The organism is Bradyrhizobium sp. WYCCWR 12699 (assembly GCF_032144035.1).
In the GTDB taxonomy this organism is placed as follows: domain Bacteria; phylum Pseudomonadota; class Alphaproteobacteria; order Rhizobiales; family Xanthobacteraceae; genus Bradyrhizobium.
In genome coordinates this window covers 73470-99291 of sequence record NZ_JAVTJN010000036.1, presented here as the reverse complement: position 1 = coordinate 99291, position 25822 = coordinate 73470, and the positions used below count along the sequence as shown (strand labels likewise).

The 25822-nt window shown below is 65.3% G+C and carries 27 protein-coding genes; 12 read left to right on the top strand and 15 right to left on the bottom strand.

Annotated features, from left to right (window positions below):
- Positions 1–2: 2 nt before the first annotated feature.
- Positions 3–605, bottom strand: coding sequence for a DNA-3-methyladenine glycosylase (locus RPS27_RS25190; RefSeq protein WP_212066525.1), 603 nt, complete (start codon positions 603–605; stop codon positions 3–5).
- Between the two features lie 130 nt (positions 606–735).
- On the opposite strand from RPS27_RS25190, the gene lipA reads away from it, so the two are divergent.
- Together lipA and RPS27_RS25180 are read left to right on the top strand one after the other, a co-directional pair.
- A complete protein-coding gene (gene lipA / locus RPS27_RS25185; protein WP_212066527.1) occupies positions 736–1692 on the top strand; it encodes a lipoyl synthase in 957 nt (318 codons plus the stop codon).
- A gap of 18 nt (positions 1693–1710) precedes the next feature.
- Positions 1711–2181, top strand: a complete 471-nt coding sequence (locus RPS27_RS25180) for a type II toxin-antitoxin system RatA family toxin (RefSeq protein WP_212066529.1) — start codon at positions 1711–1713, stop codon at positions 2179–2181.
- Between the two features lie 183 nt (positions 2182–2364).
- Here RPS27_RS25180 and RPS27_RS25175 read toward each other — a convergent pair whose 3' ends face one another.
- Genes RPS27_RS25175 through RPS27_RS25150 form a run of 6 tightly spaced genes read right to left on the bottom strand, consistent with a single transcriptional unit; the run spans position 2365 to position 7497 of the window.
- The gene (locus tag RPS27_RS25175) at positions 2365–3180 is read right to left on the bottom strand and encodes a c-type cytochrome (protein ID WP_211417085.1); all 816 of its coding nucleotides are present in this window, start codon (positions 3178–3180) and stop codon (positions 2365–2367) included.
- Complete coding sequence (locus tag RPS27_RS25170) at positions 3180–4802, bottom strand: b(o/a)3-type cytochrome-c oxidase subunit 1 (protein WP_313754697.1); 1623 nt, start codon at positions 4800–4802, stop codon at positions 3180–3182. Before RPS27_RS25170 ends, RPS27_RS25175 begins: the two co-directional genes overlap by 1 nt.
- The gene (locus tag RPS27_RS25165) at positions 4789–5358 is read right to left on the bottom strand and encodes a cytochrome C oxidase subunit II (protein WP_212066532.1); all 570 of its coding nucleotides are present in this window, start codon (positions 5356–5358) and stop codon (positions 4789–4791) included. Before RPS27_RS25165 ends, RPS27_RS25170 begins: the two co-directional genes overlap by 14 nt.
- Entirely contained in the window at positions 5355–5531 is a 177-nt protein-coding gene (locus RPS27_RS25160; protein ID WP_194402114.1) for a hypothetical protein, read from the bottom strand. The genes RPS27_RS25165 and RPS27_RS25160 overlap by 4 nt, the downstream gene beginning before the upstream one ends.
- A gap of 8 nt (positions 5532–5539) precedes the next feature.
- The gene (locus RPS27_RS25155) at positions 5540–6778 is read right to left on the bottom strand and encodes a cytochrome c (protein ID WP_212066660.1); all 1239 of its coding nucleotides are present in this window, start codon (positions 6776–6778) and stop codon (positions 5540–5542) included.
- An 11-nt stretch (positions 6779–6789) separates the two neighbouring features.
- Positions 6790–7497: a c-type cytochrome gene (locus tag RPS27_RS25150; RefSeq protein ID WP_212066533.1), complete on the bottom strand. Its 708-nt coding sequence runs from the start codon at positions 7495–7497 to the stop codon at positions 6790–6792.
- Positions 7498–8432: 935 nt separating this feature from the next.
- Here RPS27_RS25150 and RPS27_RS25145 point away from each other — a divergent pair.
- On the top strand, positions 8433–9212 hold the full coding sequence (locus RPS27_RS25145; RefSeq protein WP_212066534.1) for a mechanosensitive ion channel family protein: 780 nt from the start codon (positions 8433–8435) through the stop codon (positions 9210–9212).
- A gap of 6 nt (positions 9213–9218) precedes the next feature.
- Here RPS27_RS25145 and RPS27_RS25140 read toward each other — a convergent pair whose 3' ends face one another.
- Entirely contained in the window at positions 9219–9824 is a 606-nt protein-coding gene (locus RPS27_RS25140; protein WP_194402110.1) for a CinA family protein, read from the bottom strand.
- Between the two features lie 3 nt (positions 9825–9827).
- Positions 9828–11009, bottom strand: coding sequence for a bifunctional 2-C-methyl-D-erythritol 4-phosphate cytidylyltransferase/2-C-methyl-D-erythritol 2,4-cyclodiphosphate synthase (locus tag RPS27_RS25135; protein WP_212066535.1), 1182 nt, complete (start codon positions 11007–11009; stop codon positions 9828–9830).
- 280 nt (positions 11010–11289) lie between these two features.
- Between RPS27_RS25135 and dusB the strand changes: the two genes are divergently transcribed.
- From dusB to ntrC, 3 genes are read left to right on the top strand one after another with little or no spacing between them, the layout of a single operon-like run.
- Positions 11290–12291 carry a tRNA dihydrouridine synthase DusB gene (dusB, locus tag RPS27_RS25130; RefSeq protein ID WP_212066662.1) on the top strand — a complete coding sequence of 334 codons (1002 nt, stop codon included), beginning with the start codon at positions 11290–11292 and terminating at the stop codon, positions 12289–12291.
- The gene (locus RPS27_RS25125; protein ID WP_194402108.1) at positions 12288–13457 is read left to right on the top strand and encodes a two-component system sensor histidine kinase NtrB; all 1170 of its coding nucleotides are present in this window, start codon (positions 12288–12290) and stop codon (positions 13455–13457) included. The genes dusB and RPS27_RS25125 overlap by 4 nt, the downstream gene beginning before the upstream one ends.
- Before the next feature lie 9 nt (positions 13458–13466).
- A complete protein-coding gene (gene ntrC / locus RPS27_RS25120; RefSeq protein WP_097662565.1) occupies positions 13467–14909 on the top strand; it encodes a nitrogen regulation protein NR(I) in 1443 nt (480 codons plus the stop codon).
- Positions 14910–15079: 170 nt separating this feature from the next.
- Here ntrC and RPS27_RS25115 read toward each other — a convergent pair whose 3' ends face one another.
- Positions 15080–15226 (bottom strand): hypothetical protein, encoded by a 147-nt coding sequence (locus RPS27_RS25115; RefSeq protein ID WP_212066676.1) that lies wholly within the window; start codon positions 15224–15226, stop codon positions 15080–15082.
- 177 nt (positions 15227–15403) lie between these two features.
- On the opposite strand from RPS27_RS25115, the gene RPS27_RS25110 reads away from it, so the two are divergent.
- The 4 genes from RPS27_RS25110 to hflX all read left to right on the top strand — a co-directional run bounded on the left by RPS27_RS25110 (position 15404) and on the right by hflX (position 21071).
- On the top strand, positions 15404–17791 hold the full coding sequence (locus tag RPS27_RS25110; protein WP_211417079.1) for a PAS domain-containing sensor histidine kinase: 2388 nt from the start codon (positions 15404–15406) through the stop codon (positions 17789–17791).
- 17 nt (positions 17792–17808) lie between these two features.
- A complete protein-coding gene (locus RPS27_RS25105; protein ID WP_194402106.1) occupies positions 17809–19179 on the top strand; it encodes a sigma-54-dependent transcriptional regulator in 1371 nt (456 codons plus the stop codon).
- 249 nt (positions 19180–19428) lie between these two features.
- Positions 19429–19677: an RNA chaperone Hfq gene (hfq, locus tag RPS27_RS25100; RefSeq protein ID WP_007591126.1), complete on the top strand. Its 249-nt coding sequence runs from the start codon at positions 19429–19431 to the stop codon at positions 19675–19677.
- Positions 19678–19688: 11 nt separating this feature from the next.
- Positions 19689–21071 (top strand): GTPase HflX, encoded by a 1383-nt coding sequence (hflX, locus tag RPS27_RS25095; protein ID WP_211417078.1) that lies wholly within the window; start codon positions 19689–19691, stop codon positions 21069–21071.
- Between the two features lie 12 nt (positions 21072–21083).
- On the opposite strand, the gene RPS27_RS25090 is transcribed toward hflX, so the two are convergent.
- Positions 21084–21461, bottom strand: a complete 378-nt coding sequence (locus tag RPS27_RS25090; protein WP_313754696.1) for a GNAT family N-acetyltransferase — start codon at positions 21459–21461, stop codon at positions 21084–21086.
- A 94-nt stretch (positions 21462–21555) separates the two neighbouring features.
- Complete coding sequence (mazG, locus tag RPS27_RS25085) at positions 21556–22374, bottom strand: nucleoside triphosphate pyrophosphohydrolase (RefSeq protein WP_211417076.1); 819 nt, start codon at positions 22372–22374, stop codon at positions 21556–21558.
- A gap of 127 nt (positions 22375–22501) precedes the next feature.
- Between mazG and queC the strand changes: the two genes are divergently transcribed.
- On the top strand, positions 22502–23215 hold the full coding sequence (gene queC, locus RPS27_RS25080; protein WP_212066536.1) for a 7-cyano-7-deazaguanine synthase QueC: 714 nt from the start codon (positions 22502–22504) through the stop codon (positions 23213–23215).
- Between the two features lie 104 nt (positions 23216–23319).
- On the opposite strand, the gene RPS27_RS25075 is transcribed toward queC, so the two are convergent.
- From RPS27_RS25075 to nthA, 3 genes are read right to left on the bottom strand one after another with little or no spacing between them, the layout of a single operon-like run.
- The gene (locus tag RPS27_RS25075) at positions 23320–23697 is read right to left on the bottom strand and encodes a nitrile hydratase accessory protein (RefSeq protein ID WP_212066537.1); all 378 of its coding nucleotides are present in this window, start codon (positions 23695–23697) and stop codon (positions 23320–23322) included.
- Positions 23697–24356, bottom strand: a complete 660-nt coding sequence (gene nthB, locus RPS27_RS25070; RefSeq protein ID WP_211417073.1) for a nitrile hydratase subunit beta — start codon at positions 24354–24356, stop codon at positions 23697–23699. Before nthB ends, RPS27_RS25075 begins: the two co-directional genes overlap by 1 nt.
- Complete coding sequence (gene nthA / locus RPS27_RS25065; protein ID WP_212066538.1) at positions 24353–24979, bottom strand: nitrile hydratase subunit alpha; 627 nt, start codon at positions 24977–24979, stop codon at positions 24353–24355. The genes nthB and nthA overlap by 4 nt, the downstream gene beginning before the upstream one ends.
- 62 nt (positions 24980–25041) lie before the next feature.
- On the opposite strand from nthA, the gene RPS27_RS25060 reads away from it, so the two are divergent.
- Positions 25042–25800, top strand: coding sequence for a hypothetical protein (locus tag RPS27_RS25060; RefSeq protein ID WP_212066539.1), 759 nt, complete (start codon positions 25042–25044; stop codon positions 25798–25800).
- Positions 25801–25822: the final 22 nt, after the last annotated feature.

The window sequence follows — 25822 nt, the reverse complement described above, 5'->3', positions numbered from 1 at the left end:
GCCTATTTCGGGAACGGCTTGCTGAGAAACTTCGAGCCTCTGACGCCATAGCGCCAGGGCAGCTCGACCGCCTTGGTGATGCCGATCCGGATGCCGGTGGCGACCTCGACATCCTCCGTCCGCGCGTGCAGTGCGATCGGCGGGCGGTCCAGCGGCAGAGTGTTGTGGGCGATGGTGATGCCGAGCGCCTCGGTCAACTTGCCCGGGCCCGAGCACAGCGCGTGCAGATCCTGGAGATGACGGCGGCGACGCATGGCCCCGATGCCATGCGTCGGCTCCAGCGCGCGGATCAGCACGGCGCTGGCCGAGCCTTCCTCCTCGCAGACGAAGTTCACGCACCAGTGGATGCCGTAGGAGCGGTAGACATAGGCAAAGCCCGGCGGGCCGAACATGATCTGGTTCCGCGGTGTCGGGCCGTTGTAGGAGTGCGCCGCGGGCTCGGTATGATGATAGGCCTCGACCTCGACGATGATCCCGCCGACGCCGCCGACCAGTAGGGTCGCGCCGATCAGGTCGGGCGCGACCTCGTGGACGCTGCGATCGAAAAAGCCGCGCTTCAGGACTTTGCCGAGCCGGGGTGTGGACGTCTTGGAGGTTGGAGCCATTCGAGGTGAGAATCGCTTGAGAACAGAGCAGGATATTGCCCATATCTGCCATGTTCCCTGAAGCGGGGCGAGCCGGGTTGCGATGCACGGCCAGACCGACTAGGTAGGACCTGAACAGACCGGACACCCCATGGTCGTTATTGTCGATACCATCACGAACCCGTTGCGCCCGCGCCACCCCGAAAAGGTGAACCGGCCTGATTCCGTTTCCCCGCCGAAGCCGGACTGGATCCGCGTGCGTGCGCCGACCACCCGCGGCTATGCCGACACCCGCAACATCGTGCAATCCAACGGCTTGCACACCGTGTGCGAGGAAGCGGGCTGCCCGAATATCGGCGAGTGCTGGGACAAGAAGCACGCGACCTTCATGATCATGGGTGACACCTGCACCCGGGCCTGCGCCTTCTGCAACGTCAAGACGGGCCTGCCGAATGCGCTGGATGCGGCCGAGCCGCAGCATGTGGCCGAGGCGACGGCCAAGCTCGGCCTTGCCCATGTCGTCGTCACCTCGGTCGATCGCGATGACCTCGCTGATGGCGGCGCCGAGCATTTTGCCCAGACCATCCGCGCGATCCGCGCCGCGTGTCCCTCGACCACGATCGAGATCCTGACACCGGACTTCCTGCGCAAGGAGGGGGCGCTCGAAATCGTCGCGGCCGCCAAGCCCGACGTCTTCAACCACAATCTCGAAACCGTGCCTTCGCGCTATCTCACGGTGCGGCCGGGCGCGCGCTATTTCCATTCGATCCGGCTGCTGCAGCGGGTCAAGGAGCTCGATCCCACCATCTTCACCAAGTCCGGCATCATGGTCGGCCTCGGCGAGGAGCGCCACGAGGTGCAGCAGGTGATGGACGATCTGCGCTCCGCCGACGTCGATTTCCTGACCATCGGCCAGTATCTGCAGCCGACCCGCAAGCACCACGCGGTGATGCGCTATGTGCCGCCGGACGAGTTTTCGTCCTATGAGAAGATCGCCTACACCAAGGGCTTCCTGATGGTGTCCGCGAGCCCGCTGACCCGGTCGTCGCATCATGCCGGCGAGGATTTTGCGAGACTGAAGGCCGCGCGGGCAGCTAGCGCCCGCTGAACCGCCATCTGAGTCACCATGCCCAAATTTTCGAGCAAGCGCCGTGTCAATCACAGCGCATCCGAGATGTTCGACCTGGTCGCCGACGTCGAGCGCTACCCGGAATTCGTGCCGCTTTGCAGCGCGCTGAAGGTGCGCCAGCGGATGGCCAAGCCCGACGGCACCGAGGTGCTGGTGGCCGACATGACGGTGTCGTTCAAGCTGGTCAAGGAATCCTTCACCAGCCGCGTGACGCTCGACCGCGCCAATTTGAAGATTCTCGTCGAGTATCTGCAAGGTCCCTTCAGTAATCTGGAAAACCGCTGGACATTCGAGCCCAAGGGTGAGGGCGTCTGCGACGTCGGTTTCTTCCTTTCCTACGAATTCAAGAGCCGCATGCTGGCGCTCCTGATGGGCTCGATGTTCGATGCCGCCTTCGCGCGGTTCTCGACCGCGTTCGAAAAGCGTGCGGATGCCATTTACGGTCGACCGAAGCTGGCGTCGACGTAAGCTGTTGCAACTCTCGTGTCCAGGACGCGCTGCAACGCGCAAGCGTTGCTGCGCAGAGCCGGGACCCAGAAAGCAACACGGCAAGACGAGGTGAGATGGGCCCCGGCTCTGCAGCGCACCGCTCCCGGACGATGCTTCGCATCGCCTAGAGAGCTGCGCTGCGTCCGGGGCACGAGACCGTCCTCAATCCACCGCCTTCACCACATCGGGTGGCTGCGAGGCATAATATGCCGCGGCCTGCTCGATCTCCTGCGGTGTCATCGCGCGCGCGATGTTGCGCATCTGCTGGCTGATGTCGTTGCGGCGCTCACCGGAGGCGAAGGCCTGGAGCTGCGCCTTCATGTACGCTTCCGACTGGCCTTCCAGCCATGGACTGCCGGTCTTGTTGTCGAGGCTGCCATGGCAGGAGCCGCAGGGCGCGATGCCGCGCATCGGCGCGCCGTAGATGACGATGTTCGGCTTCGGCAGTTGCGGTGTCGGATGATAGGCCGGCAGCCGGGGCAGATAGGCGTAATAGTTCGCAAGATCGGCGATCTCCTGGTCGGTCAGGTTGACCGCGAACGGCGACATCACGGCATTGGTGCGCGCAGCCGAGCGGAAGTCGTGCAGCTGCTTGTAGATCACGGCGGCATACTGGCCGGCGAGATTGGGCGAGTCCGCGCGGCTGACGCCGGTCGGGCCGTGGCAGATCGCGCAACGCTGCGCCAGGGTCGCGCCGCGGCCGATCGCCTCCTGGCTCGGGCGCGACAGTGTGTTCGAGGTCAGCACGACCTCGGACAGACGCTTGGTCTGCTCGGGGGCGGTGACATCGGGCGCACGCTGCAGCACGCCGGCCGCGCTGCAGATCGCGTCCCAGACGCCCGCGAACTGCACCCAGGGCTGCGCGTAGGGCAGCACGAGGAAGCCGGCAATCGCGGTCACGATCAGGATCGCCGCGGTGACTCCGACGCCGATCCTGAAATGGCTGTTGCGGAGGGTGAAGAGGTCGCGCGTGCTCATCACTGCGCTCCCACATAGACGGCCGGCACCGAGGTGCCCGAGCTCAGTGCCAGGTTCAGGATCGGATAGCCGTAATTCGTCAGCGTGAGGCCGATCATCAGCGCCACCCACAGCGCGTGGGTGTTGAGCGCGACCGGCACGGTCGCGGGCTGATGCACGGCCAGCGCAAAGCGGTACGGGCCCGCGTCAGCCTGCGGCGCACGCATGCCGCGCGCCAGGATGACGATGAACATGATGCCCGAGGCCAACAGGATGAAGCCGCCGATCGCCGAGAGAGTCACTGAAAGCGCCTGCGGCGCGATCGCGGGATCGCCGAAGTCGAAATAGGCCATGCGGCGCGGCATGCCCAAGATGCCGACCCAGTGCCAGGGGAAAGTGGTGACGATCATGCCGACGAACCACAGCCAGAGCTGGGTGCGGATCAGGCGGAGGTCGATCAGCTCGCGCCCGGTCAGATGCGGCCACAAATCATAGGCGATCGCGAAATACATGATCACGATGGCGCCGCCGAAGATCAGGTGGAAATGGCCGGTGATCCACTGCGTGTTGTGAATGGAGGCATCGAGTTGGTAGCTCATGTTGATGAGGCCGCCGGCACCTCCGAAGCCCAGCATGACGAAGGAGAACGCCAGCGCCAGCATCATCGGATTGTCCCAGGGCAGGGCCTTGATCCAGCCGAACATCCCGCGCCCGCCGCGCAGCCGCGCCGCGATCTCGACCGAGGCGCAGATCGTGAACACGGTCAGCAGCGTCGGTAGCGCCACCAGCGCGGTGAAGGCCGAATGGATGAACTTGAAGCCGGCACCGACCTGCGGATCGGCGAAGGTATGATGCATGCCGATCGGCATCGCCACCACCAGGAACAGGATGAAGGAGATCCGCGCCATAGAGTCGGAATAGACCCGGCCGCCGATCGCGCGCGGCACGATGGTGTAATAGGCGATGTAGGTCGGCATCAGCCAGAAATAGACGATGGCGTGCAGCGTCCAGGAGAAGAACACGCGCGCCAAGCCGGCATCGATGGTCGTCTTCAGACCGGCCGCCACCGGGATGATCTGCAGCAGCAGCTCGAGCGCGGCGCCGACCGCAGTCCAGGCCCACAGATAAGAGCCCGCGACATTGGCGAACATCGCGAGCGGCACCGGTGCGCCGGGATTGGCCTTGCGCCAGACCCGCAAATTGATCGACATCAGCGCGACCCAGATCCAGGAGCCGACCACGACCAGGACCACGCCGAGATAGTAGAAGACGTTGCCGATCAGCGGCGGATAGAAGGTGTAGAGGACCGAGGCGCGGCCGAGCGCGATCGGGATTACCGCCATGATGCTGCCGGCGACGATCAGCCAGAAGCCGGCCCAGGCCCAGCGCACGCCGACCAGGCGCTGCTGCAGCCCGGACTCGCTGATGGCGTAGCCAAATCCCATCGCGACCAGCGTCGGGAACACGTAGCCCATCACGGTGCCGTGCGCGGTCAGCGAGCGGTAGTAGAGCTCAGGATTGGACAGCCATGTGCCGATCGGGCTCCGGATGAACATCTGCCAGGCGCCGAGCGTCAGCGCGATGCCGAACACGACAAAGGCCAACCAGAAATGGGCCAGGATGAGCTTTCTATTGACCAACACAGCTCAGCCTCCCGCCACCCTTTGCGCGGTTCGCAAATTCGGCTTTGTCGATCACCTTGACCTTACCCCACATGCCCTCGTGGCCGAAGGAGCAGAACTCCTGGCAGGGCATCAGATAGTCGCCGGTCCTGCTAAAGCGCATCAGCTGCTCGGAAATGTAGCCGGGCACCAACATGGTGTTGACGTTGGTGCCCTGGATCAGGATGCCGTGCACGACGTCGGCGCTGGTGGCGCGCAGCGTGATCGGCGTGTCGGCGGGAACTAGAATGCAGGCCGGCGTAAAGGAGTATTGCTGGCCGATCGCGCGCACCGTGACATTGCCGTTGGTTTCCAGCACGCTGCCGAGATTGCTCTCGACGAATTCCCCGGACAGATGCAGCCGCGAGGGATCGGTGATCTCGACGCGCGGCTGCGGCATGGTCGCGCGATGGATGCCGGCGAAAGCCGCAAGCCCCGCCATCACCACGATGATGATCACGGCAATGGTGGCCCAGCGCCGCTCGACGCGGGCTGCGACCTCGGCGCTGGCGCTGCTGTGGGTTTCGTGTGCGCTCATTGCAGCGGTCCGCGCGGCAGGAAGACAAACAGATAGAAAGCGAACCACATCGCGACGACGCAGGCCGTGGCGATGCCCGCGAGCACGATCGCGCCCGACGGCCCTTGGGCCACGACCTCCTCGACGGCCTGGTCGGCGGCCGCTGGGCTGGTGGGGGGATCGGAATTGATCATGCGATGTCTCAGTTCAGCGGCGCGGAACGCAGCTCGTTGGCCTCGCGCGCCGAGACCGGCGTGCCGCGATTGCCCCAGGCCGTGCGGATATAGGAGACGACGGCGGCGATCTCATTGTCCGACAACAGGCCTGCAAAGGGTGGCATGCCATAGGGCATCGGATTGCCCTTGGTCCCCGGCGGATAGCCGCCATTGAGCACCATGCGGATCGGATTGACCGCCGACTGCATCTCGATCGACTGGTTGTTGGCCAGCGGCGGCCAATGCGGCGGCTTGCCTTCGCCCTGCGTGCCGTGACAGCTCGCGCAGTGCTTGTCGTAGACGGTCTTGCCGAGGCTGATCAGCAGGCTGCTCTCGCTGGTCGGCAGCGTCGAGCTTGCCGGCGGCGGAGGCGAGGGCTCCGCAATGCCCTTGAGGTACACCGCCATGGCGCGCGTGTCCTCGTCGTTGAGATATTGCAGGCTGTTGTGAACCACTTCGGCCATCGGGCCGTAGACCACGCCACGCATGGAGACGCCGGTCTGGAGCAGGTCGGTGATGTCCTTGATGCTCCAGTCGCCAAGCCCGGCCTCGCGGTTTGACGTGAGCGACGGCGCGTACCAGTTCTGCATCGGGATCAGGCCGCCCTTGAAGGCGTCCGATTGTGAGGTGCCACCGAGCGCGTTGATCGGCGAATGGCACATGCCACAATGGCCGAGGCCCTCGACAAGGTAGGCGCCGCGATTCCATTCGGCGGATTTCTTGGGATCGGGCTTGAACTCGCCCTCACTGAAGAACAGCGTGCGCCAGCCGAGAATGAGCTGGCGGTTGTCATAGGGAAAGCGCAGCTCATGCGGTTTGTTCTTCTGGCTCACCTGCGGGATCGAGCGCAGATACGCGTAGATCGCGTCGCTGTCGGCGCGCGTGACCTTGGTGTAGGACGCGAACGGCATCGCCGGATAGATCAGCCCGCCGTCCGGGAAGCGGCCGCTGTGCATCGTCTTGTAGAAATCATCCGCGCTCCATTTGCCGATCCCGGTCTCCGCATCGGGCGTGATGTTGGAGGTGTAGAGCGTGCCGAACGGCGTCGGCATGGCGCGGCCGCCGGCGAACAGGCGACCCTCCGGCGCGGTGTGGCAGGCGGTGCAGTCCCCGGCACGGGCGAGATACTCGCCGCGAGCGATGATATCGCTGCTTTTGTTCTGAGCCTGCGCGACCGTCGTCAGAGCAACCAGGACAAGTAGTGTGATCGACAGTTTCGAGCCCATCATCCGCCTCGTCAGTTGGGCTGGCTGCCGCACGCGAATGGCAGTGCGTAGCTGCCTTTCGGGACGGGGGCCGGATTCGTGGGCGCGGGTCGCGTCGCGAGCCAGGCAGAGACAGCCGTGACATCGGCCTCGGTCAGATGCCCGGCGACGAGCTGCATGCAGTCAGGCGATTTCGCCGTGCGCGTGCCATAGCGCCAGGCGCCGAGCTGGGCGCTGATATAATTGGCGCGCAAACCGAGCAGGCCGGGGATGCCGGGCTGCATGCCTGCCAGCGCCGGGCCGTGACAGCTGACGCAGGCCGGAATGTTGCGGCTGGCATCGCCGCTTGTGGCGAGCAGTTCGCCCTGCGCGAGGACGTCCTTGCTGACGTCGCTCGGCGCCGGCTGCGGCAGCGGCGGATGCTCGCCGGCGAAATATTCCGCCATCGCCTCCAGATATGGATCAGGCAGAAACTCCAGCAGATAGTTCATCGGCGGATATTTGCGCCGGCCACTGCGGAAGGCGAGGAGCTGGTTGTAGAGATAGCCGGCCGGTTTGCCGGCGAGGCGCGGGAAATAGACGTCACTGGTGCCTTCGCCCTTGTTGCCATGACAGGGCGTGCAGGCCTCGACCCGCGCCGCCATCGTGTCGGGCGGCTGATTGACCGTTTGCGCGGCCGCGCCATCAATGGCGGCCAAGGTGATGATCACAGCGACTGACGCCGCGGTGCGAGCGAACACTTTCGTCGCCCTCCATAAGGCTGGTCCGGTTGATTCCGGACCACAAGGTAAAGCGACTTTATTGCGCCAGTATATTCTCGCGCAAGCTCGGACGTGAGCAATGACGTTTGGTCGCGTCGTCGGCATTCGCGATCCGATCGGATTCGACAAGATTTGCGTGTTTTTTTGAAAACTGCACATAACGCAGCAGCCTCGCGACAGTTCCTGTCCGAGTCTTGCATAATCATATCACCCTCTTTGTCAGAGGGCGCAGGGAAGACCGGATGCCGGCTGGCACCCGCGGTCCACTGTGCGAAACCTGCGTGTCAAGAAACTGCACAGCGGCATACAGGTGAAGCCCAACAGCCGGCCTTCCCTGCGCAGTGGTTTGACGGCTTATGCCGAGCTCTCCCCGGGGAGCGATGCACTATTGCCCCCGTCGCCTTGCAGATCGCTGATGCGCGTGCCCGGTCGGGCCGCCACATCACCGCAAGACTTGACGCACAGACCCCGGGCGTCAGGACCACACGGTTTTGCCGTACGCATGTCGCACCGGTCGTGTGCGCGAAGGCGCCTCGCTCACGGTTTTGCCGCCCTGCGATGCCTCTCGCGCCGATGTGACTCGCGTCCACCGCAGCTCACCCCACGTTTCGTGACGATCGCGATACGCCCCTCTGACCGGGGTGAGGTGGCCGGAAGATGCGATAAATCAGAAATTCTGTAAAGGCGAATATTTTTGCGGGCGCGCCTTGCCCCAGCGCTGGCGTGTTTTGCCCGTCGGGCAACGCAAGAGATTGTGCACCGTAGGGCGGATCAGGCGTAATCCGCCGTCCCGGTCGTTCCAGCTAGTGATGCGGCGGATTACGCTTCGCTAATCCGCCCTACGGGGCGGTGTTCCCTTCGGATCATTTCGGGCTGCCGCGAGTTTGGTACGGATTGTCCGGGTTGGAGCCGTCATGACCGTCAATTTCGACACGCTGAAAGCCTCGCTCGTCCTGTATGGCCTGAACGGGATCTACGCGATCCTACTGCTCGCGATCGGCTGGTATCTGTCCGGCGCCATGCAGCGTTTCGTCACGCGCCTGTTGAGCGTCACGCACCGCGTCGACCCGCTCGTCACCTTGTTCGTGGGCAGTCTGGCGCGCTACGGCGTCCTGGCCGTGGTCGGCATCGCCGTGCTTCAGCTGTTCGGCATCCAGACCGCGAGCCTCGTTGCCGTGCTAGGCGCGACATCGCTCGCCATCGGTCTCGCCTTGCAGGGCACGCTCTCCAATCTCGCCGCCGGCGTGATGCTGCTGTTGTTCCGGCCCTTTCACGTCGGCGACGACGTCGAGGTGGCCGGCAAGGCGGGGAAGGTGAAGTCGCTGTCGCTGTTCATGACCGAGCTGGTTGCGCCCGACAACACGCAGATCCTGTTGCCGAACGGACAGGTGTGGGGCGCGGCCATCGTCAATCACAGTGCTTACCCCGGCACGGGCGAGATCAAGGTGGCGTTTCCGGTCCCGGCGGGCGCGGCCAATGCGATGGCCGATCGCATCCTGAAGGAATTGCGCAACGACTCGCGCATCGACGATCACGCGCAACCTGCCGTCTCCGTCACCAAGGTTCTCGATGTCGCCAATCCTGCGGCGCCGATCCTGGAGTTGACGGTCAGTGCGAAAGCAAAGCCGTCGCAAGCTGACGCGGTCAAGCAGTGCGTGCTCGATCACGCAAGCGCGCTGCTCGCAGCCGCATGAGGCGCTTCAGCCCCGCGGCGACCGCGGCGGCCTGCGCTTCACCACATGCCGGCGCGGCGAGCGGGTCGCGCGCGGGCGCAGGCGGGTTGCGGCGGCACGCGGCTTGGTCTGGGCTTGCGGACCACGGGCGAGATCCATCAGCATGCGCAGCGCCTCGACGACGGAGCGCTGACGCACGGCGGTGCGGCCGATCGCGCCGAAGCGGTGCTCGCGGTGGATGATCCGGCCGTCGCGGGCCGCTGCGGCGAAGTGGACGAGACCGACCGGCTTGCCCGGCGTCGCGCCGCCGGGGCCGGCAATGCCGGTGATGGCGACGGCGAGATCGACGCCGGCGCGCTCCAGTGCGCCGATCGCCATCGCGGTTGCGGTTTCCTTGCTGACGGCGCCGAAATGGGCGAGCGTGCCGGCTTCGACGCCGAGCATCGCGCGCTTGGCATCGTTGGAATAGGTGACGAAGCCGCGATCGATCACGTCGGACGAGCCGGGGATGTCGGTCAGCGCGCCGGCGACGAGGCCGCCGGTGCAGGACTCAGCGGTCGCGATCGTCAGCTTGCGCATCCGGCACAGATCGAGCAGCGAGCGGGAGAGGGCGCGTGCGTCGCTGCCGCCCATGGCCTAGACGCCCCAGGGAAGACGGATGGTGGCGCTCGCGGTGGCCGCGATGCCTTCCTCGCGGCCGGTGAAGCCGAGCCGCTCGCTGGTCGTCGCCTTGACCGCGACGCGCGAGATGTCGACGCCGGAGATCTCGGCGATGCGCGCGCGCATCACGTCGCGGAGCGGGCCGATCTTCGGCCGCTCGCAGATCATGGTGACCTCGAGATTGGCGACGCGGCCGCCGCGCGCCGTAACGCGCTCGATGGCGTATTTCAGGAACTGGTCGGAGGAGGCGCCCTTCCACTTCGCATCGCTCGGCGGGAAGTGCGATCCGATGTCGCCGTCGGCGAGCGCACCGAGGATGGCGTCGACCAGCGCATGCAGGCCGACATCCCCGTCGGAATGGGCGAGAAACCCCTTGGTGTGCGGCACGCGCACGCCGCAGAGCATGAGATGGTCGCCTTCGCCGAAGGCGTGCACGTCGTAGCCGGTGCCGGTCCTGACATCGCCGAGCTGGGCAGCCAGGCGCGCTTCCTCGCGCACGAAATCCTCGGGAGTGGTGAGCTTCATGTTGGCAACATCGCCTTCAAAGGTTGCGACCGTCAATCCCGCCCATTCGGCAATCGCGGCATCGTCGGTGAAATCTGAGCGCCCGTCCTTCGCCGCGCGACGATGCGCCTCGAGGATGACGTCGAAACGAAAGGATTGCGGCGTCTGCGCGATCCGCAAGCTTGCCCGGTCCGGCGTATCCTCGACATTGCCGCTCGCGCCGGTGACCTTGATGGTGTCGGTGACGGGGACGACGGGGATCGCGGCGCCGGTGCGGCTCGCCGCCTCGATCGCGCGCGAGATCACGCCGGCCGAGACGAAGGGACGGGCCGCGTCGTGGATCAGCACGATGTCCGGCTTGTGTTTGGCGAGCGCCTCGAGGCCGGCGAGCACGGAGGCCTGACGGGTGGCGCCGCCATTGGTCGGCGGCTCGTGCTTCAGTCCGGCGACCGCGGCCGTGAACATGGCGCTGTCGTCGGGGTTCACCACCGGCTGCACCGCAAACACATCCGCGTGGCGGCTGAAGGCTTCCATGGCGCGATAGATCACTGGCACGCCGCCGATCTCGCGATATTGCTTCGGCCCCCCGGCGCCTGCACGCAGTCCACGCCCGGCTGCGACGAGAACGACTGCGGTGCGCTGTGATTTCGCCATAGGACTCGAATACTCAGTTGGTGATGGAGAGTCGGGGAGTGGGGTGATTGCCGCATGCCTCTAGCACGGCAGGCCCGCAAAAAAAGGGGGTTTCCCCGGATTGTTGGAAACAGCATTTTGCTGCACTGCACTTGAAAGATTTGCAGAATTGTCTAAACTGTAGGCATGGCGCTTGACTGCACAAGAATTGTGCGCAAGATAGGTCATGGCAGGCGCGATGAGGCCCTGCCCAGTCGACGAGACCCCTGTGACCGGTTCGACAGTATCCGGCTCTAAGCCGTTGAAAATAGGCGATATTGATGTCGCCACCCCGGTCTTCCTGGCGCCGATGTCGGGGGTGACTGACTCGCCTGTCCGCAAGCTGGCCGCGGAGCTCGGGGCGGGTCTCGTCGTCTCGGAAATGACCGCCAGCGATGAGCTCGCCAACGGCCACCGGATGTCCCGGTTGCGCTGCGAAGCTACTGGAATTGGCCCGCACGTGGTCCAGCTCGCCGGCTGTGAGGCGCATTGGATGGCCGAAGGCGCTAGGATCGCCGAGGCCGAAGGCGCTGACATCATCGACATTAACATGGGCTGTCCGGCCCGCCACGTCACCGGTGGCCAGTCCGGCTCGGCCCTGATGCGCGACCTCGACCACGCCGTCAGCCTGATCGATGCCACCATCGCCGCGGTGAAGGTGCCGGTGACGCTGAAGATGCGGCTCGGCTGGGACGACCGCAGCCGCAACGCGCCGGAACTGGCGCGGCGCGCGGAGGCAGCCGGCGTCAAGCTCGTCACGGTCCATGGCCGCACGCGCAGCCAGTTCTACAAGGGCGAGGCCGATTGGGATGCGATCCGCGCCGTGCGCGAGGCCGTCGCAATCCCGCTCGTCGTCAACGGCGACATCACCTCCTACGAGCGGGCGCTCGCGGCACTCGAGGCCTCCGGCGCCGACGCCGTGATGATCGGCCGCGGTGCGAACGGCCAGCCCTGGCTGCCCGGCCAGATCGGCCGCCGCCTCAAGGGCGGGGCCGAAGAGGCTGTGCCCTCGCTCGAAACCCAGCTGCATTATGTCCGCACGCTCTATGAGGGCGTCTGCGCGCTCTATGGTCTCCGCGTCGGGCTGAAGCATGCCCGCAAGCACCTCGGCTGGGCGCTCGATGTCGCGGCAGAGGTGAGTGGGGCTTCCGTCGAGAAGCTGAAGTCCTGGCGCCAGAATATCCTCACCTCGGAGGATCCGCGCCTCGTCCACCAGTCGCTGCAGGATGCCTTCGACGACTTCGCATGGAGCGCTGCTGCATGAGCTCAGCCGCTGACCATCGCCAGCCCGCCGACAGCGACGCGATCCTGGATGCGCTTCCCAATCCCGTGCTGATGATCGGGCCCGACGGCAAGATCGTCGCCGCCAACATTGCCACCGAAGCCTTCTTCGAGATCTCGACGCAATTCCTGAAGCGGCAGTCGCTGAAGGAGCTGGTGCCGTTCGGCAGCCCCTTGCTGGCGCTGATCGACCAGGTGCGCTCGTCGAACTCGCCGGTCAACGAATACAAGGTCGATCTCGGCACGCCGCGCATGGGCGGCGACCGCCAGGTCGATCTGCACGTCGCCCCGCTCACCGAGCGGCCCGGCCATATCGTGGTGATGCTGCAGGAGCGCTCCATCGCCGACAAGATGGACCGCCAGCTCACCCATCGCAGCGCGGCGCGCTCGGTGATCGCGCTTGCCGCGATGCTGGCGCACGAGATCAAGAACCCGCTCTCCGGCATCCGCGGCGCGGCGCAACTGCTGGAGCAGCAGGCCTCCTCGGAAGACCGCATGCTGACGCGCCTAATCTGCGACGAGGCCGACCGCATCGTGACGCTGGTCGACCGCATGGAGGTGTTCGGCGACGAGCGTCCCGTGGTGCGTGGTCCCGTCAACATCCATTCGGTGCTCGACCACGTGAAGCGGCTGGCGCAGTCCGGCTTTGCCCGCAACATCCGCTTCATCGAGGATTACGATCCCTCGCTGCCGCCGGTGCTGGCGAACCAGGATCAGTTGATCCAGGTGTTCCTCAATCTGGTGAAGAACGCCGCCGAAGCCCTGATCGACGTGCCCGACGCGGAGATCCAGCTCACCACCGCGTTCCGCCCCGGCGTGCGCCTGTCAGTCCCCGGTCAAAAATCCCGCGTATCGTTGCCTCTCGAATTCTGCGTGAAGGACAACGGACCAGGCGTGCCGGACGATCTTCTGCCCAACCTGTTCGATCCCTTCGTGACCACCAAGCAGACCGGCTCGGGCCTGGGTCTTGCGCTGGTCGCCAAGATCGTCGGCGATCACGGGGGCATCATCGAATGCGAATCTCAGCCGCGCAAGACCACCTTCCGCGTGCTGATGCCGATGTATTCCACATCGGTGAAACATGCCGATCAAAGCAGTCGCGCCGACTCTGCCGGGAAGTCGTCGCCTGTGTCACAGGGGGCGAAATGAGGATTAACGATGCCCGCAGGTAGCATTCTCGTAGCTGATGACGACACCGCCATCCGCACTGTTCTCAATCAGGCACTGTCCCGCGCGGGTTACGAAGTGCGGCTGACCGGCAATGCCGCGACGCTGTGGCGCTGGGTCAGCCAGGGGGAGGGCGATCTCGTCATCACCGACGTGGTGATGCCCGACGAGAACGCGTTCGACCTGCTGCCGCGGATCAAGAAGATGCGGCCGAACCTGCCGGTCATCGTCATGAGCGCGCAGAACACCTTCATGACGGCGATCCGCGCCTCCGAGCGCGGGGCCTATGAATATCTGCCAAAGCCGTTCGACCTGAAGGAGCTGATCGCCATCGTCGGCCGCGCGCTCGCCGAGCCGAAGGAGCGCGTCTCGACGCCTGACGAGGACGCCGAGATGGAGGCGATCCCGCTGGTCGGTCGCTCGCCGGCGATGCAGGAAATCTACCGCGTGCTGGCGCGCCTGATGCAGACCGATCTCACCGTGATGATCACGGGTGAGTCCGGTACCGGCAAGGAGCTGGTGGCGCGCGCGCTGCACGATTACGGCAAGCGCCGCAACGGTCCGTTCGTCGCCGTCAACATGGCCGCGATCCCGCGTGACCTCATCGAGTCCGAATTGTTCGGTCATGAGCGCGGCGCCTTCACCGGCGCCAACACCCGCGCCTCCGGCCGGTTCGAGCAGGCCGAGGGCGGCACGCTGTTCCTGGACGAGATCGGCGACATGCCGATGGAGGCGCAGACGCGCTTGCTGCGCGTGCTGCAGCAGGGCGAGTACACCACCGTCGGCGGCCGCACCCCGATCAAGACGGACGTGCGCATCGTCGCGGCCTCCAACAAGGATCTGCGCGTCCTGATCCAGCAGGGCCTGTTCCGGGAAGACCTGTTCTTCCGCCTCAACGTCGTGCCGCTGCGGCTGCCGCCGCTCCGCGAACGCATCGAGGACCTTCCCGATCTGATCCGCCACTTCTTTGCGCTGGCAGAGAAGGACGGGCTGCCGCCGAAGAAGCTCGACGCGCTGGCGTTGGAGCGGCTGAAGCAGCACCGCTGGCCCGGCAACGTGCGCGAGCTGGAAAACCTCGCCCGGCGTCTCGCCGCGCTCTATCCGCAGGACGTCATCACGGCATCCGTCATCGACGGCGAGCTCGCTCCGCCCTCGGTCAGCCCAGGCGCCGCGGTCCAGCAGGGCGTCGACAATCTCGGCGGCGCGGTGGAAGCGTATCTGTCCTCACACTTCCAGGGCTTCCCGAACGGCGTGCCGCCGCCGGGCCTCTATCACCGCATCCTCAAGGAGATCGAGGTGCCGCTGCTCACGGCCGCGCTGGCGGCCACCCGCGGCAACCAGATCCGCGCCGCCGACCTGCTCGGCCTCAACCGCAACACGTTGCGGAAGAAGATCCGGGATCTCGACATCCAAGTCTACAGGAGCGGGGGCTAGTCTTCGCGGACACCGGCGGTGGCTCAGCTCCCCCTACCAAAGCGGAGCTGAGCCTGTCCGGATCGCGCTGGCCGTTGTGGCTGACGCGGTGAGCAGAAGTCGGGACGGGGCGCAAATGTTCCGCCAGATCCATCCAATTGATCGACGGGCCGCATGGCGCGGCGTCGCACCTAGCGGATCAGGCGGCCCGATGCCGGCATCAGGCTGGCGACATTCGCCGGCGGCTCCTGCAGGCCGGGGCCATTGACCAGCAGGTCAGAGGCCACGATCAGCAGCAGGACGGCCGAGACCATGATCGCGAGAAAAAATCTGTCCATGCCGGGTCAAGCCGGGACGGCGGGAGTCCGTTCCCCCTAATCCGCCATTGACCTGTGGATGTGGCGCTCCGCCCCGCTGCAGACGCCTCGCAATTGTCGCAATTCGGCAACAATGTGGTACGAATACATCAGTATCCGCGCGCCCGCGGACCCGTTTTCAGCACCACCATTGCCGGAATGACCAGCGCAGATACCTCGGCCGCACACTTTGACACGGCCCCAGCGGATGAGCCCCGGCGTTGGTCGGCACGGCGCTGGCTGGCGCCGTTTGCCGTGGTGCTGGCGCTGCTCTCGGCGTTCCTGACCTTCCTGGTTCTGACCGGCCTTACCACGATTGAGCCGACGCCGGCGGTGGTCCGCTCGATCTACCTGACCAACGCGGCCACGATCCTGCTGCTGGTCGGCATCATCATCCGCGAGCTCTGGCAGTTGATCCTGGCGCGGCGGCGGGGCAGGGCAGCGGCGCGCCTCCATGTCCAGATCGTCAGCCTGTTCTCAATCGTGGCGGTGCTGCCGGCGGTGCTGGTCGCCGTCGTCGCCAACGTCACCATCGAGCGCGGCCTCGACCGGCTGTTCTCCGGGCCGACCAGGGAGGTGATCCAGAACTCGCTGACCATCGCGCGGGCCTACATGCAGGATCATGCCCAGCTGATCCGCGGCGACATTCTCGGCATGGCGAACGACATCGCCCACGCCCGGCCGCTCTACGACCAGGATCGCCGCTCGTTCCGCGAGTTGCTCACCGCCAGCGCCGGCTCGCGCAATCTGCCGGGCGCGATGATCATCGACAAGAACACCAACATCCTTGAATCCGCCGACACCGGCATGCGGCTCGCTTATTCGCCGCCCGCGCCCGACTTCCTCAGCAACGTCAACGAGAACGAGCCTGAGATCGCGGTGCTGCCGGACGCGAGCTTCGTCGCTGCGGTGATCCGGTTGCGCGCGTTCAACGACACCTTCCTCTATGTCGCCCGCCCCCTCGATCCGAATGTCGTCAATCAGCTCAAGCAGACCGAGGTCAGCGTCGCCGAGTACGCCCAGATCGAGTCGCGCCGGCTCGGTATCCAGGTCGCCTTCGCGCTGATGTTTGCCGTGATCGCGCTGACCATCCTGATGGCCTCGGTGCTGATCGGCCTCAACTTCGCCAACTCGCTGGTCTCGCCGATCCGGCGGCTGATGAACGCGGCCCACACGGTCTCGACCGGCGATCTCCACGTCCAGGTGCCGGTGCACCAGTCGGAAGGCGATCTCGCCCAGCTTGGCCAGACCTTCAACAAGATGACGCAGGAATTGCGCAGCCAGCGCGACGAGCTCGTCAATGCGAGCGATCTCATCGACAGCCGCCGCCGCTTCATCGAGGCGGTGCTGTCCTCGGCGAGCGCAGGCATCATCGGCGTCGATGCCTCCGGCAGCGTCGGCATATTGAACCGCTCGGCCGAGAAGCTGATCGGTCACGCCGAATCCGAGACGCTCGGCCACCCGCTCTCCGACGTGCTGCCCGAGCTCGACGAGATGATGAAGGCGGCGCGGGAGGGCACCCAGCGCCTGGTGCAGGGCCAGATCACGATCACCCGCGACGGGCAGGAGCGCAATCTGTCGGTCCGCGTCAGTGCCGAGAAGAACCAGCCGCACGACAGTTACATCATCACGCTCGACGACATCACAGAGCTGGTCTCGGCGCAGCGCACCTCGGCCTGGGGCGACGTGGCGCGCCGCATCGCCCACGAGATCAAGAATCCCCTGACGCCGATCCAGCTCTCGGCCGAACGCATCCGCCGCAAGTTCGGCAAGGACATCACCGAGGCCAAGGACAAGCAGATCTTCGAACAGTGCACCGACACCATCGTGCGCCAGGTCGACGACATCAGGCGCATGGTCGACGAGTTCTCGCGCTTTGCCCGCATGCCGAAACCGGTGATGGAGGGCGAGGACGTCGCCGACGCCGTGCGGCAGGCGGTGTTCCTGATGAAGGTCGCCCATCCCGAGATCGATATCGAGGCCGATTTCAAGCAGGACCCGCTCCGGGCCCAGTTTGACCGGCGGCTGATCTCCCAGGCGGTCACCAACATCGTCAAGAATGCCACCGAGGCGATCGAGCAGGTTCCGGCGGAAGAGCTCGGCAAAGGCCGTATCGATGTCGTAGTCTCCCGCGAGGGCGATGACGTGCTGATCGACGTGATCGACAACGGCATCGGCCTGCCCAAGGTCGCGCGCTCGCGGCTGCTCGAACCCTACGTCACGACCCGGGCCAAGGGCACCGGCCTTGGTCTTGCGATCGTCGGCCGCGTGCTGGAAGACCATGGCGGACGCATCGAGCTGAAAGATGCCTCCGAATTCCGCGAGGGCCAGCGCGGTGCCTGGATGCGGATGCGCTTTGCGATCTCCGGGCAGCCGGCGAAGGCCGACGGAGCCGAGCAGGCGCGGGCGGCCACGGAAACCGCCAAAGTTGCGACGGAGCCGGCGAAAGACGCGGCGCCGGAAACAAAAGAGCCGGCGCTCGAAACCAAAGAGCCCGCTGAAAAGACCAATGATTCACCGAAAATCGAAGCCCCCACAGGCAGCTGACAAGACAGGCGCGACCCATGGCAAGTGAAATTCTGATTGTCGATGATGAGGCCGATATTCGGGATCTCGTTGCGGGCATTCTCGAGGACGAGGGTTTCGTCACGCGAACTGCGCGCGATAGCGACTCCGCGCTGGCTGAAATTGCCAACCGCAGGCCGCATCTGGTGTTCCTCGACATCTGGCTGCAGGGCTCCAAGCTCGACGGCTTGCAGCTGCTGGAGCAGGTCAAGAAGGACAATGCCGATTTGCCGGTCGTGATGATCTCGGGCCACGGCAACATCGAGACCGCGGTCGCGGCGATCAAGCGCGGCGCCTACGACTTCATCGAGAAGCCGTTCAAGGCCGACCGTTTGATCCTGGTCGCGACCAGAGCGCTCGAGAACTCGCGGCTCAAGCGTGAGGTCAAGGAGCTCAAGCAGCTCGCGCCGAGCGCCAGCCAGCTCGTCGGCCGCTCGCCCAGCATGAACCAGCTGCGCCAGACCATCGAGCGCGCGGCCAAGGCCAACAGCCGCATCCTGATCGTCGGCCCCGCCGGTGCCGGCAAGGAGCTGACCGCACGCACGTTGCACACGGCCTCGGGCCGCGCCGACGGCCCGTTCGTCGTCATCAACGCCGCTGCGATCACGCCCGAGCGGATGGAGCACGAGCTGTTCGGCGTCGAGCAGTCCAACGGCGAGCACGCGCGCAAGCCGGGCGCGCTCGAAGAGGCCCATGGCGGCACGCTGTTCATCGACGAGATCGCGGACATGCCGCGCGAGACCCAGAACAAGATCCTGCGCGTGCTGGTGGAGCAGTCGTTCCAGCGCGTCGGCGGCACGGCCAAGGTGCAGGTCGACGTGCGCATCATCTCGTCGACCGCGCGCAATCTCGAAGAAGAGATCGCGGCGGGCCATTTCCGCGAGGATCTCTATCACCGGCTTTCGGTGGTGCCGATCCGCGTGCCCGCGCTCTCGGAGCGGCGCGAGGACATCCCGGAATTGATCGACTATTTCATGGAGCAGATCTCGGCCGGCAGCGGCCTGCCCAAGCGGCAGATCGGGCAGGACGCGATGGCGGTGCTGCAATCGCATGTCTGGCCTGGCAATGTGCGCCAGCTCCGCAACAACGTTGAGAGAGTCATGATTCTGGCGGCGGGCGGGCCCGAGGTCATCATCACGGCCGACATGCTGCCACAGGACGTCGGCTCCATGGTGCCGGCGATGCCGACCAGCAACAACGGCGAGCACATCATGGGCCTGCCGCTGCGTGAGGCACGCGAAGTGTTCGAGCGCGACTATTTGATTGCACAGATCAGCCGTTTTTCAGGAAATATTTCTCGCACGGCCGAGTTCGTTGGCATGGAACGGTCGGCGCTGCATCGAAAGCTGAAGGCGCTCGGTGTCGGCTAACGCCGAGTGCTGTGTTTACGGCTTTGGGATAGGTCAGGAAAATCATCGATTTCCGTAGTTTTTCGGGGCAATAGGACGTGCCTTGCCGCGTGAAGCGGCTTGCCTAATAGGTCCACCTGTCCTCTAATCGCACAGCTGTTCCTTCCGAGGGGGATCTCATGAGGGAACGGCAACCGGGAGAGGCCCCGAACCTCACAAAGAGGGTCGCAACCGGCGCAATAAAAAGAAACTCAAAGCGAGAAAAAAACAATGGCGGCAGACCGCGCACAAAACCTGCAGGACACCTTCCTTAATCACGTTCGCAAAACCAAGACGCCACTGACGATCTTTCTGGTCAACGGAGTGAAGCTCCAGGGCATCGTGACCTGGTTCGACAATTTCTGTTTGCTGCTTCGGCGCGACGGTCATTCGCAGCTCGTCTACAAGCATGCGATCTCGACCATCATGCCGGGTGCTCCGATCCAGCTGTTCGAAGGCGGCGAGGATCAGCCGGCTTGAGAGTGATCTGATTGGAACCCCGGAATTTCGACGGGGATGCCGACCGTCCGCGGTCGGCAGGGGCTAAGCAAACGGGGCGGGTGCTTGTCATCGGCCCCTACTTGCGTGTGCGCGCTGGCGGTGCCGACGCGCAATCGGAGAGTCATGTTCAACGCGACGCCGAGGCCCGGCTCGATGAAGCCGCGGGCCTCGCGCGTGCGATTGATCTCGTCGTTGCCGACGCCATCATCGCGCCGGTCAGCCAGATCCGCCCCGCCACCTATATCGGCAAGGGCAAGGTCGAGGAGATCGCCGGCCTGATCAAGACCCTCGATGTCGAGCTGGTTGTGATGGATTGCGCGCTGGCGCCGATCCAGCAGCGCAATCTCGAAAAGGAACTGCACGCCAAGGTGCTGGACCGCACCGGGCTCATTCTGGAAATCTTCGGCCGCCGCGCCAAGACCAAGGAGGGCTCGCTCCAGGTCGAGCTCGCCCATCTCAACTATCAGCGCTCGCGCCTGGTGCGCTCATGGACCCATCTGGAGCGCCAGCGCGGCGGCTTCGGTTTCATGGGCGGCCCCGGCGAGACGCAGATCGAAGCGGACCGCCGCCTGATCCAGGAGCGCATCTCCAAGCTCGAGAGCGAACTGAAGAAGGTGCAGGCGACGCGGCGGTTGCATCGCGCGGGCCGTCAGCGCGTGCCGTACCGCGTCGTTGCGCTGGTGGGCTACACCAATGCCGGCAAGTCGACGCTGTTCAATCGCCTGACCCGCGCCGACGTGCAGGCGGCCGACATGCTGTTCGCGACGCTCGATCCCACCTTGCGCGCGCTCAACCTGCCGCATGGCGGCAAGGCGATGCTGTCGGATACGGTCGGTTTCATCTCCAATCTGCCGACGCAACTCGTTGCCGCCTTCCGTGCCACGCTGGAGGAGGTGCTGGAAGCCGACGTCATTCTCCACGTGCGCGACATCTCGCATGAAGATGCCGAGGCCCAGCAGAGTGACGTCGACGCGGTGCTGCGCCAACTCGGCATCAACCCAGACGACTCCGGCCGCATCATCGAAGTCTGGAACAAGATCGACCGTTACGATGCCGAGCAGCGCGAAGAGCTCTTGAACATCGCCGCACGCCGGCCGGAGGATCATCCGGCCATGCTGGTCTCGGCGGTGTCGGGCGAGGGCGTCGACGCATTGCTCGCCGCGATCGAGGAACGCCTTGCCGCAAAGCGCACCACGCTCGACCTCTCCATCGACGCCGCCGACGGCGCCGGCATCAGCTGGCTGCATCGCAATTCCGAGGTGCTGTCGAAAGAGCTGCACGACGGCCGCTTCGACATGACGGTGCGGGTGGATGAGACCAAGCGGGACATCGTCGTGCACAGGTTCGACGCGGTGCCGCGCCTGTCGGCCTGAGCTACGATGCGATCAATTTGCGAGGTCGAGGCTCATGAACTGGTTATGCGGGCTCGCCTGATAATCGGCAAACGGTCCGCAATTTGCGAAGCCGACGCTACGATAGAGTGAAACGGCCGGCGCATGAAGCGACGCCGTGCCCGTTTCCAGGCTGAGACGCGCATAGCCTCGCTTTCGAGCCTCTGCAACGATGTGGAGCAGGATCGCGCGACCGACCCCGGTCCCGCGCGTGGCGGGCGCGGCCCGCATCGACTTCACTTCGCCATGCGTCTCATCCAATTGCTTCAGCGCACCGAAGCCAGCCAGCGCATCGTTCCGCCAGGCCGTCCAGAACGTCACAGTCGGAGCCGACAAGCCGCTTGCATCGAGCGCCTGCGCATGCTCGCCCATGACGCTGCGGAGCTCTTCCAGGTGATGCGCCAACAAATCGGCCACGTGTCGCGCCTTCGGATCGTCTTGCCTGATTTCCATGGCATGCCTTCCATCACGTCGCCGTCTTCGCTTCATTCCATAGCGCATCCATCTCCGTCAGCGATGCCTGCTCGAGGGTGCGTCCCTGCGTCTGCAGCGCGCGCTCGATATAGGCAAAGCGCCTTTCGAACTTGGCGTTGGTCGCGCGCAGGGCGCTTTCCGGGTCCGCGTCGACATGGCGGGCGAGGTTGACCAGCGCGAACATCAGATCGCCGGTCTCCTCCGCGATCTCCTGCCTGTCGCCACGGTCGAGCGCGGCCTCGATCTCGTCGGCTTCCTCACGGATCTTCGCCAGCACCGCGCGCGGGTCATTCCAGTCGAAGCCGACGGTGGAGGCCTTGCGCTGCAGCTCCATGGCGCGGGTCAGCGCCGGCTGGCCGGCCTTGACGCCCGACAGCAGCGATTTGTGCGCCGGCACGTCCTCCGGGGGGCGGCGCGCGGCGCGCTCGGCTTTCTCCTCGGCCTTGATGCGGTCCCAGACTTCCTTGACGTGGTGCGAGGCGAGATTGCCATCCTTGTCGGCGAAGACGTGCGGGTGACGCCGGATCATTTTTCGCGTGATGGCCTCGACGACGTCTCCAAAAGCAAAGGCGTTCTGCTCCTCAGCCATCTGGGCGTGGAACACGACCTGCAGCAGCAGATCGCCGAGTTCCTCGCGCAAATCGTCGAGATCGCCGCGGGTGATGGCTTCCACCACCTCATAGGCTTCCTCGATCGTGTAGGGCGCAATCGTCGCAAAATTCTGCTCGAGGTCCCAGGGGCAGCCGGTCACCGGCGTGCGCAGCGCCGCCATGATCTCGATCAGGCGGGAAATGTCGCGGGAAGGGGTCATTGCGGGGCGTCTCTCCTGGCTCCGAAACCTTATGCCAAAAGCAGGGCGCCGTTCCCAGCCGGGCGCGGCGGAACAGGCCGATTTCCACCGATTGGCTGAGACGTTCCACAGTGCTAAAGCGCGGGCCATGAGCGACGCATTTTCATCACAAACCGCTTTGGTGCTGTTCTCCGGCGGCCAGGATTCCACCACCTGCCTCGCCTGGGCGCTGAGTCGCTTTGCGCGGGTGGAGACGCTGGGGTTCGACTACGGCCAGCGCCACGCCGTCGAGCTCGATTGCCGCGAACGGCTGTTCGACGGCGTGAACGCGCTCCGCGCGGACTGGGCCGCAAAGCTCGGCGAGAGCCACACGCTGTCGATCCCGACGTTGGCGGCGGTGTCCGAGACCGCGCTGACGCGCGATGTCGCGATCGCGATGGGCGCCGACGGGTTGCCGAACACGTTCGTGCCGGGTCGCAATCTGGTGTTTCTGACGTTTGCTGCTGCGCTGGCGTATCGCCGAGGCATCACCCACATCGTCGGCGGCATGTGCGAGACGGATTATTCCGGCTATCCCGATTGCCGCGACGACACCATCCGCGCCATGCAGGCGGCGCTGTCACTTGGCATGGCGCGCAAGTTCGAGCTGCATACGCCGCTGATGTGGATCGACAAGGCCGCAACGTGGCAACTGGCGCAGGATCTCGGCGGCGACGGGCTGGTCGACCTCATCCGCGAGCACTCCCACACCTGCTATCTCGGGACGCGCGGCGCGCAGCACGATTGGGGCTACGGCTGCGGCGAGTGCCCGGCGTGCAGCCTGCGGGCGAAGGGGTGGCGGGAGTTTGCGGCGGGGAGGTAGCGCGTCTCTCACCGTCGTCATTGCGAGGAGCTCTTGCTGCGAAGCAATCCAGGCTGCCGCCGCGGAAAGATTCCGGATTGCGTCGCTGACGGGCGTGGCGAGAGCTAGCCGAAATCCTCCGGCCTGAGCTCAATCGGCTTGCCGTGCGGCGTGCGGTCCGCCGCGTGGTCCCAGGCATCGCGATAGCGGTGCAGCGTCTCCACGGATGCGACGCCTTTGCTTGAGACGAGGCCCTCCAGCGTGGCGAGCCAGTGCAGATAGTAGGTCTCGCCCGTATCGGGATCGCCGGCCGCCTGCGCGCGCTTGATCTCGGCAGCCAAGGCGGCTGCCCATTCCGGCCAGGTGAACACGCCGCGCTCGTGCAGTGTCAACGCCATGGCGAACGCATGCGCCTCCCAGGGAGCGCGGAACACCGGGCCGTCGTCATCGCGCGGAATGCTTGGAATGGCCGCCGTTGCGGCCGCCGCTGCCGTGCTGCTCATCACGCCGGGTCCAGATAGGGCTCGAAGGCATCGATCGAGACCTTCAGCGTGGGATCGCCGTCATCGCCCCAGAGGTCGCGGCCTTCGAACACGACCGTGTAAAGCCATTGCGGATGCTCGCCGCGCTCCATCGCCGCCGTATCCGGAAATACGTGGCAGCCATGGTTCAGCTCGACGATTCCGACATGGCCGCGCACATAGCGCGGCAGCCGCGTGTGCGTGGCCGGATGGATGTTCTTGGCGCGCACGCGATCGCCGATCCTGAATTTCGCGGGCGCAGGGGCAGGGCGGGCGAACTTGCCGCGGACCATGATGCGCTCGACCTGCGTGATGTCGAACTTGCCGTGCTTGAGCGCCTTTGCGGGCTGCATCGCATGGCCGGCGGCGACCTCCTCCCTCGTGAGGTAGCCCTTCTCGATCAGCATCTCCTCGAGCCCGAGAAACCATTTCTTGTAATAGGAGCTCGACAGATACACGGCTGGCGGCAGCGTCTCGCGGTAGAAGCGCGAGGTGTCGATGTTGAAGGCGCCGGCCGCGCCCATCGCGCGCACCATGGCGAGGACGCGGGACTCCCATTCCTCGTGGAAGACAGGTTCGTTCGGCTCAGCCTCGACCTTGCCGAAGCCGTCCATGCCGCCCATGTCGTGCACGCCGTTCACGACGGCGCTCCCGGCGTCTTGGGAAAGCCCGTGCCGATCATGGAATCGCGCGTGACGAGCTCGGCGAGATGTTCTTCGCTCCAGCCCTCGGTGCCCTCGGGGCGCATCGGCAGCACCAGGAAGCGCGTCTCGGCGGTGGAATCCCAGACCCGGATCTCCATGTCCTTGGGCAGGGTGACGTCGAAATCGGCGAGCACGCCGCGCGGGTCCTTCACGGCGCGCGAGCGGTAGGGCGCGGCCTTGTACCAGACCGGCGGCAGCCCCAGCATTTCCCAGGGATAGCAGGAGCACAGCGTGCACACGACCATGTTGTGTCGCCCAGGCGTGTTCTCGACCACGACGAGATGATCGCCGACGCGGCTGACATGGCCGAGCGTGCCGATCGCCTTCGAGCCGTCCTCCAGCAGCGCCTTCTTGAACGCCGGATCGCTCCAGGCCTTGGCGACGACGCGCGCGCCGTTGTGCGGGCCGATCTTGGTCTCGTAGGCCTGGATGATGGCGTCGAGCGCGGCCGGCTCGACATAGCCCTTTTCGGTCAGGATCGTCTCGAGCGCGCGGACGCGCAGCTCGGTCTCCGACAGCTCGGAATGGTCGTGATCGTGGTCGTGATGATGCTCGCTCATGGCGCAAAGATAGTCCCAGAATCCGGGCCTTGTCGAGGCGAAGACTCTGCTAACATCGCCCCATGGGCTGGGCCGTACGGACCGCAATAACCGCCGCAATCGCGGCTCTCATGACATGCGCGGCGCATGATGCGCGTGCTGCGAATGGCGCTTATGCGGTCGATGCCGCCGACATCTCCGAGGTCGGCTCCTGCAAGGTCGAGAGCTGGATGTCGGCCGCGACGAACACCGATTTTTCGGCGGTCGCCAATCCCTCCTGTGTGGTCGACCCCTTCAGGCCGATCGAGCTGAGCCTCCAGACCATCCGCGCCCGCAGCGATGGCGACTGGAGCACGACCATAGCGCCCAAAGCCAAGACGAATTTCATCCCCACGGGAATCGGACGGTGGGGGTTGTCGGCCTATGGCGGTGGATCGTTCGACGCGGCGACCGGCGAGGCGCTGAGCGCCTTTGCGGTCATCCCCGCGACCTTTCGCCTGTCGGAGACCATGCGCATCAACGTCAATGGCGGCTGGCTCTGGGATCGCACCGCGGACCGCCATTACTTCACCTATGGCGTCGGCTTCGACTGGAAGTTCACCGACACGTTGCAATGGACGATCGAGGCGTATGGCCAGGCCGGCGCGTCCGAGGTCGCGAGCGTCGTGCAACCGCGGCTGCAGACCGGTGTCCGCTACCGGCCGAACGAGATATTTTCCGTCGACGTAATCTACGGCCGCAACATCAGCGGCGAGAACGCCAACTGGATCACCATCGGAACGACGATCCGGTTTCCGGTCAAGGGCAGTGAGCCGGAGCACCGGCGCACCGGACATCTGTGATCAAGAGCAACAAGAAAAGGGG

Excerpts from the sequence above, each read along its gene's own strand:
- RPS27_RS25190 (WP_212066525.1), bottom strand. The coding sequence starts at position 605 with ATGGCTCCAACCTCCAAGACGTCCACACCCCGGCTCGGCAAAGTCCTG.
- lipA (WP_212066527.1), top strand. The coding sequence starts at position 736 with ATGGTCGTTATTGTCGATACCATCACGAACCCGTTGCGCCCGCGCCAC.
- RPS27_RS25180 (WP_212066529.1), top strand. The coding sequence starts at position 1,711 with ATGCCCAAATTTTCGAGCAAGCGCCGTGTCAATCACAGCGCATCCGAG.
- RPS27_RS25175 (WP_211417085.1), bottom strand. The coding sequence starts at position 3,180 with ATGAGCACGCGCGACCTCTTCACCCTCCGCAACAGCCATTTCAGGATC.
- RPS27_RS25165 (WP_212066532.1), bottom strand. The coding sequence starts at position 5,358 with ATGAGCGCACACGAAACCCACAGCAGCGCCAGCGCCGAGGTCGCAGCC.
- RPS27_RS25160 (WP_194402114.1), bottom strand. The coding sequence starts at position 5,531 with ATGATCAATTCCGATCCCCCCACCAGCCCAGCGGCCGCCGACCAGGCC.
- RPS27_RS25155 (WP_212066660.1), bottom strand. The coding sequence starts at position 6,778 with ATGGGCTCGAAACTGTCGATCACACTACTTGTCCTGGTTGCTCTGACG.
- RPS27_RS25145 (WP_212066534.1), top strand. The coding sequence starts at position 8,433 with ATGACCGTCAATTTCGACACGCTGAAAGCCTCGCTCGTCCTGTATGGC.
- RPS27_RS25140 (WP_194402110.1), bottom strand. The coding sequence starts at position 9,824 with ATGGGCGGCAGCGACGCACGCGCCCTCTCCCGCTCGCTGCTCGATCTG.
- RPS27_RS25135 (WP_212066535.1), bottom strand. The coding sequence starts at position 11,009 with ATGGCGAAATCACAGCGCACCGCAGTCGTTCTCGTCGCAGCCGGGCGT.
- RPS27_RS25125 (WP_194402108.1), top strand. The coding sequence starts at position 12,288 with ATGAGCTCAGCCGCTGACCATCGCCAGCCCGCCGACAGCGACGCGATC.
- ntrC (WP_097662565.1), top strand. The coding sequence starts at position 13,467 with ATGCCCGCAGGTAGCATTCTCGTAGCTGATGACGACACCGCCATCCGC.
- RPS27_RS25115 (WP_212066676.1), bottom strand. The coding sequence starts at position 15,226 with ATGGACAGATTTTTTCTCGCGATCATGGTCTCGGCCGTCCTGCTGCTG.
- RPS27_RS25110 (WP_211417079.1), top strand. The coding sequence starts at position 15,404 with ATGACCAGCGCAGATACCTCGGCCGCACACTTTGACACGGCCCCAGCG.
- RPS27_RS25105 (WP_194402106.1), top strand. The coding sequence starts at position 17,809 with ATGGCAAGTGAAATTCTGATTGTCGATGATGAGGCCGATATTCGGGAT.
- hfq (WP_007591126.1), top strand. The coding sequence starts at position 19,429 with ATGGCGGCAGACCGCGCACAAAACCTGCAGGACACCTTCCTTAATCAC.
- RPS27_RS25090 (WP_313754696.1), bottom strand. The coding sequence starts at position 21,461 with ATGGGCGAGCATGCGCAGGCGCTCGATGCAAGCGGCTTGTCGGCTCCG.
- mazG (WP_211417076.1), bottom strand. The coding sequence starts at position 22,374 with ATGACCCCTTCCCGCGACATTTCCCGCCTGATCGAGATCATGGCGGCG.
- queC (WP_212066536.1), top strand. The coding sequence starts at position 22,502 with ATGAGCGACGCATTTTCATCACAAACCGCTTTGGTGCTGTTCTCCGGC.
- RPS27_RS25075 (WP_212066537.1), bottom strand. The coding sequence starts at position 23,697 with ATGAGCAGCACGGCAGCGGCGGCCGCAACGGCGGCCATTCCAAGCATT.
- nthA (WP_212066538.1), bottom strand. The coding sequence starts at position 24,979 with ATGAGCGAGCATCATCACGACCACGATCACGACCATTCCGAGCTGTCG.
- RPS27_RS25060 (WP_212066539.1), top strand. The coding sequence starts at position 25,042 with ATGGGCTGGGCCGTACGGACCGCAATAACCGCCGCAATCGCGGCTCTC.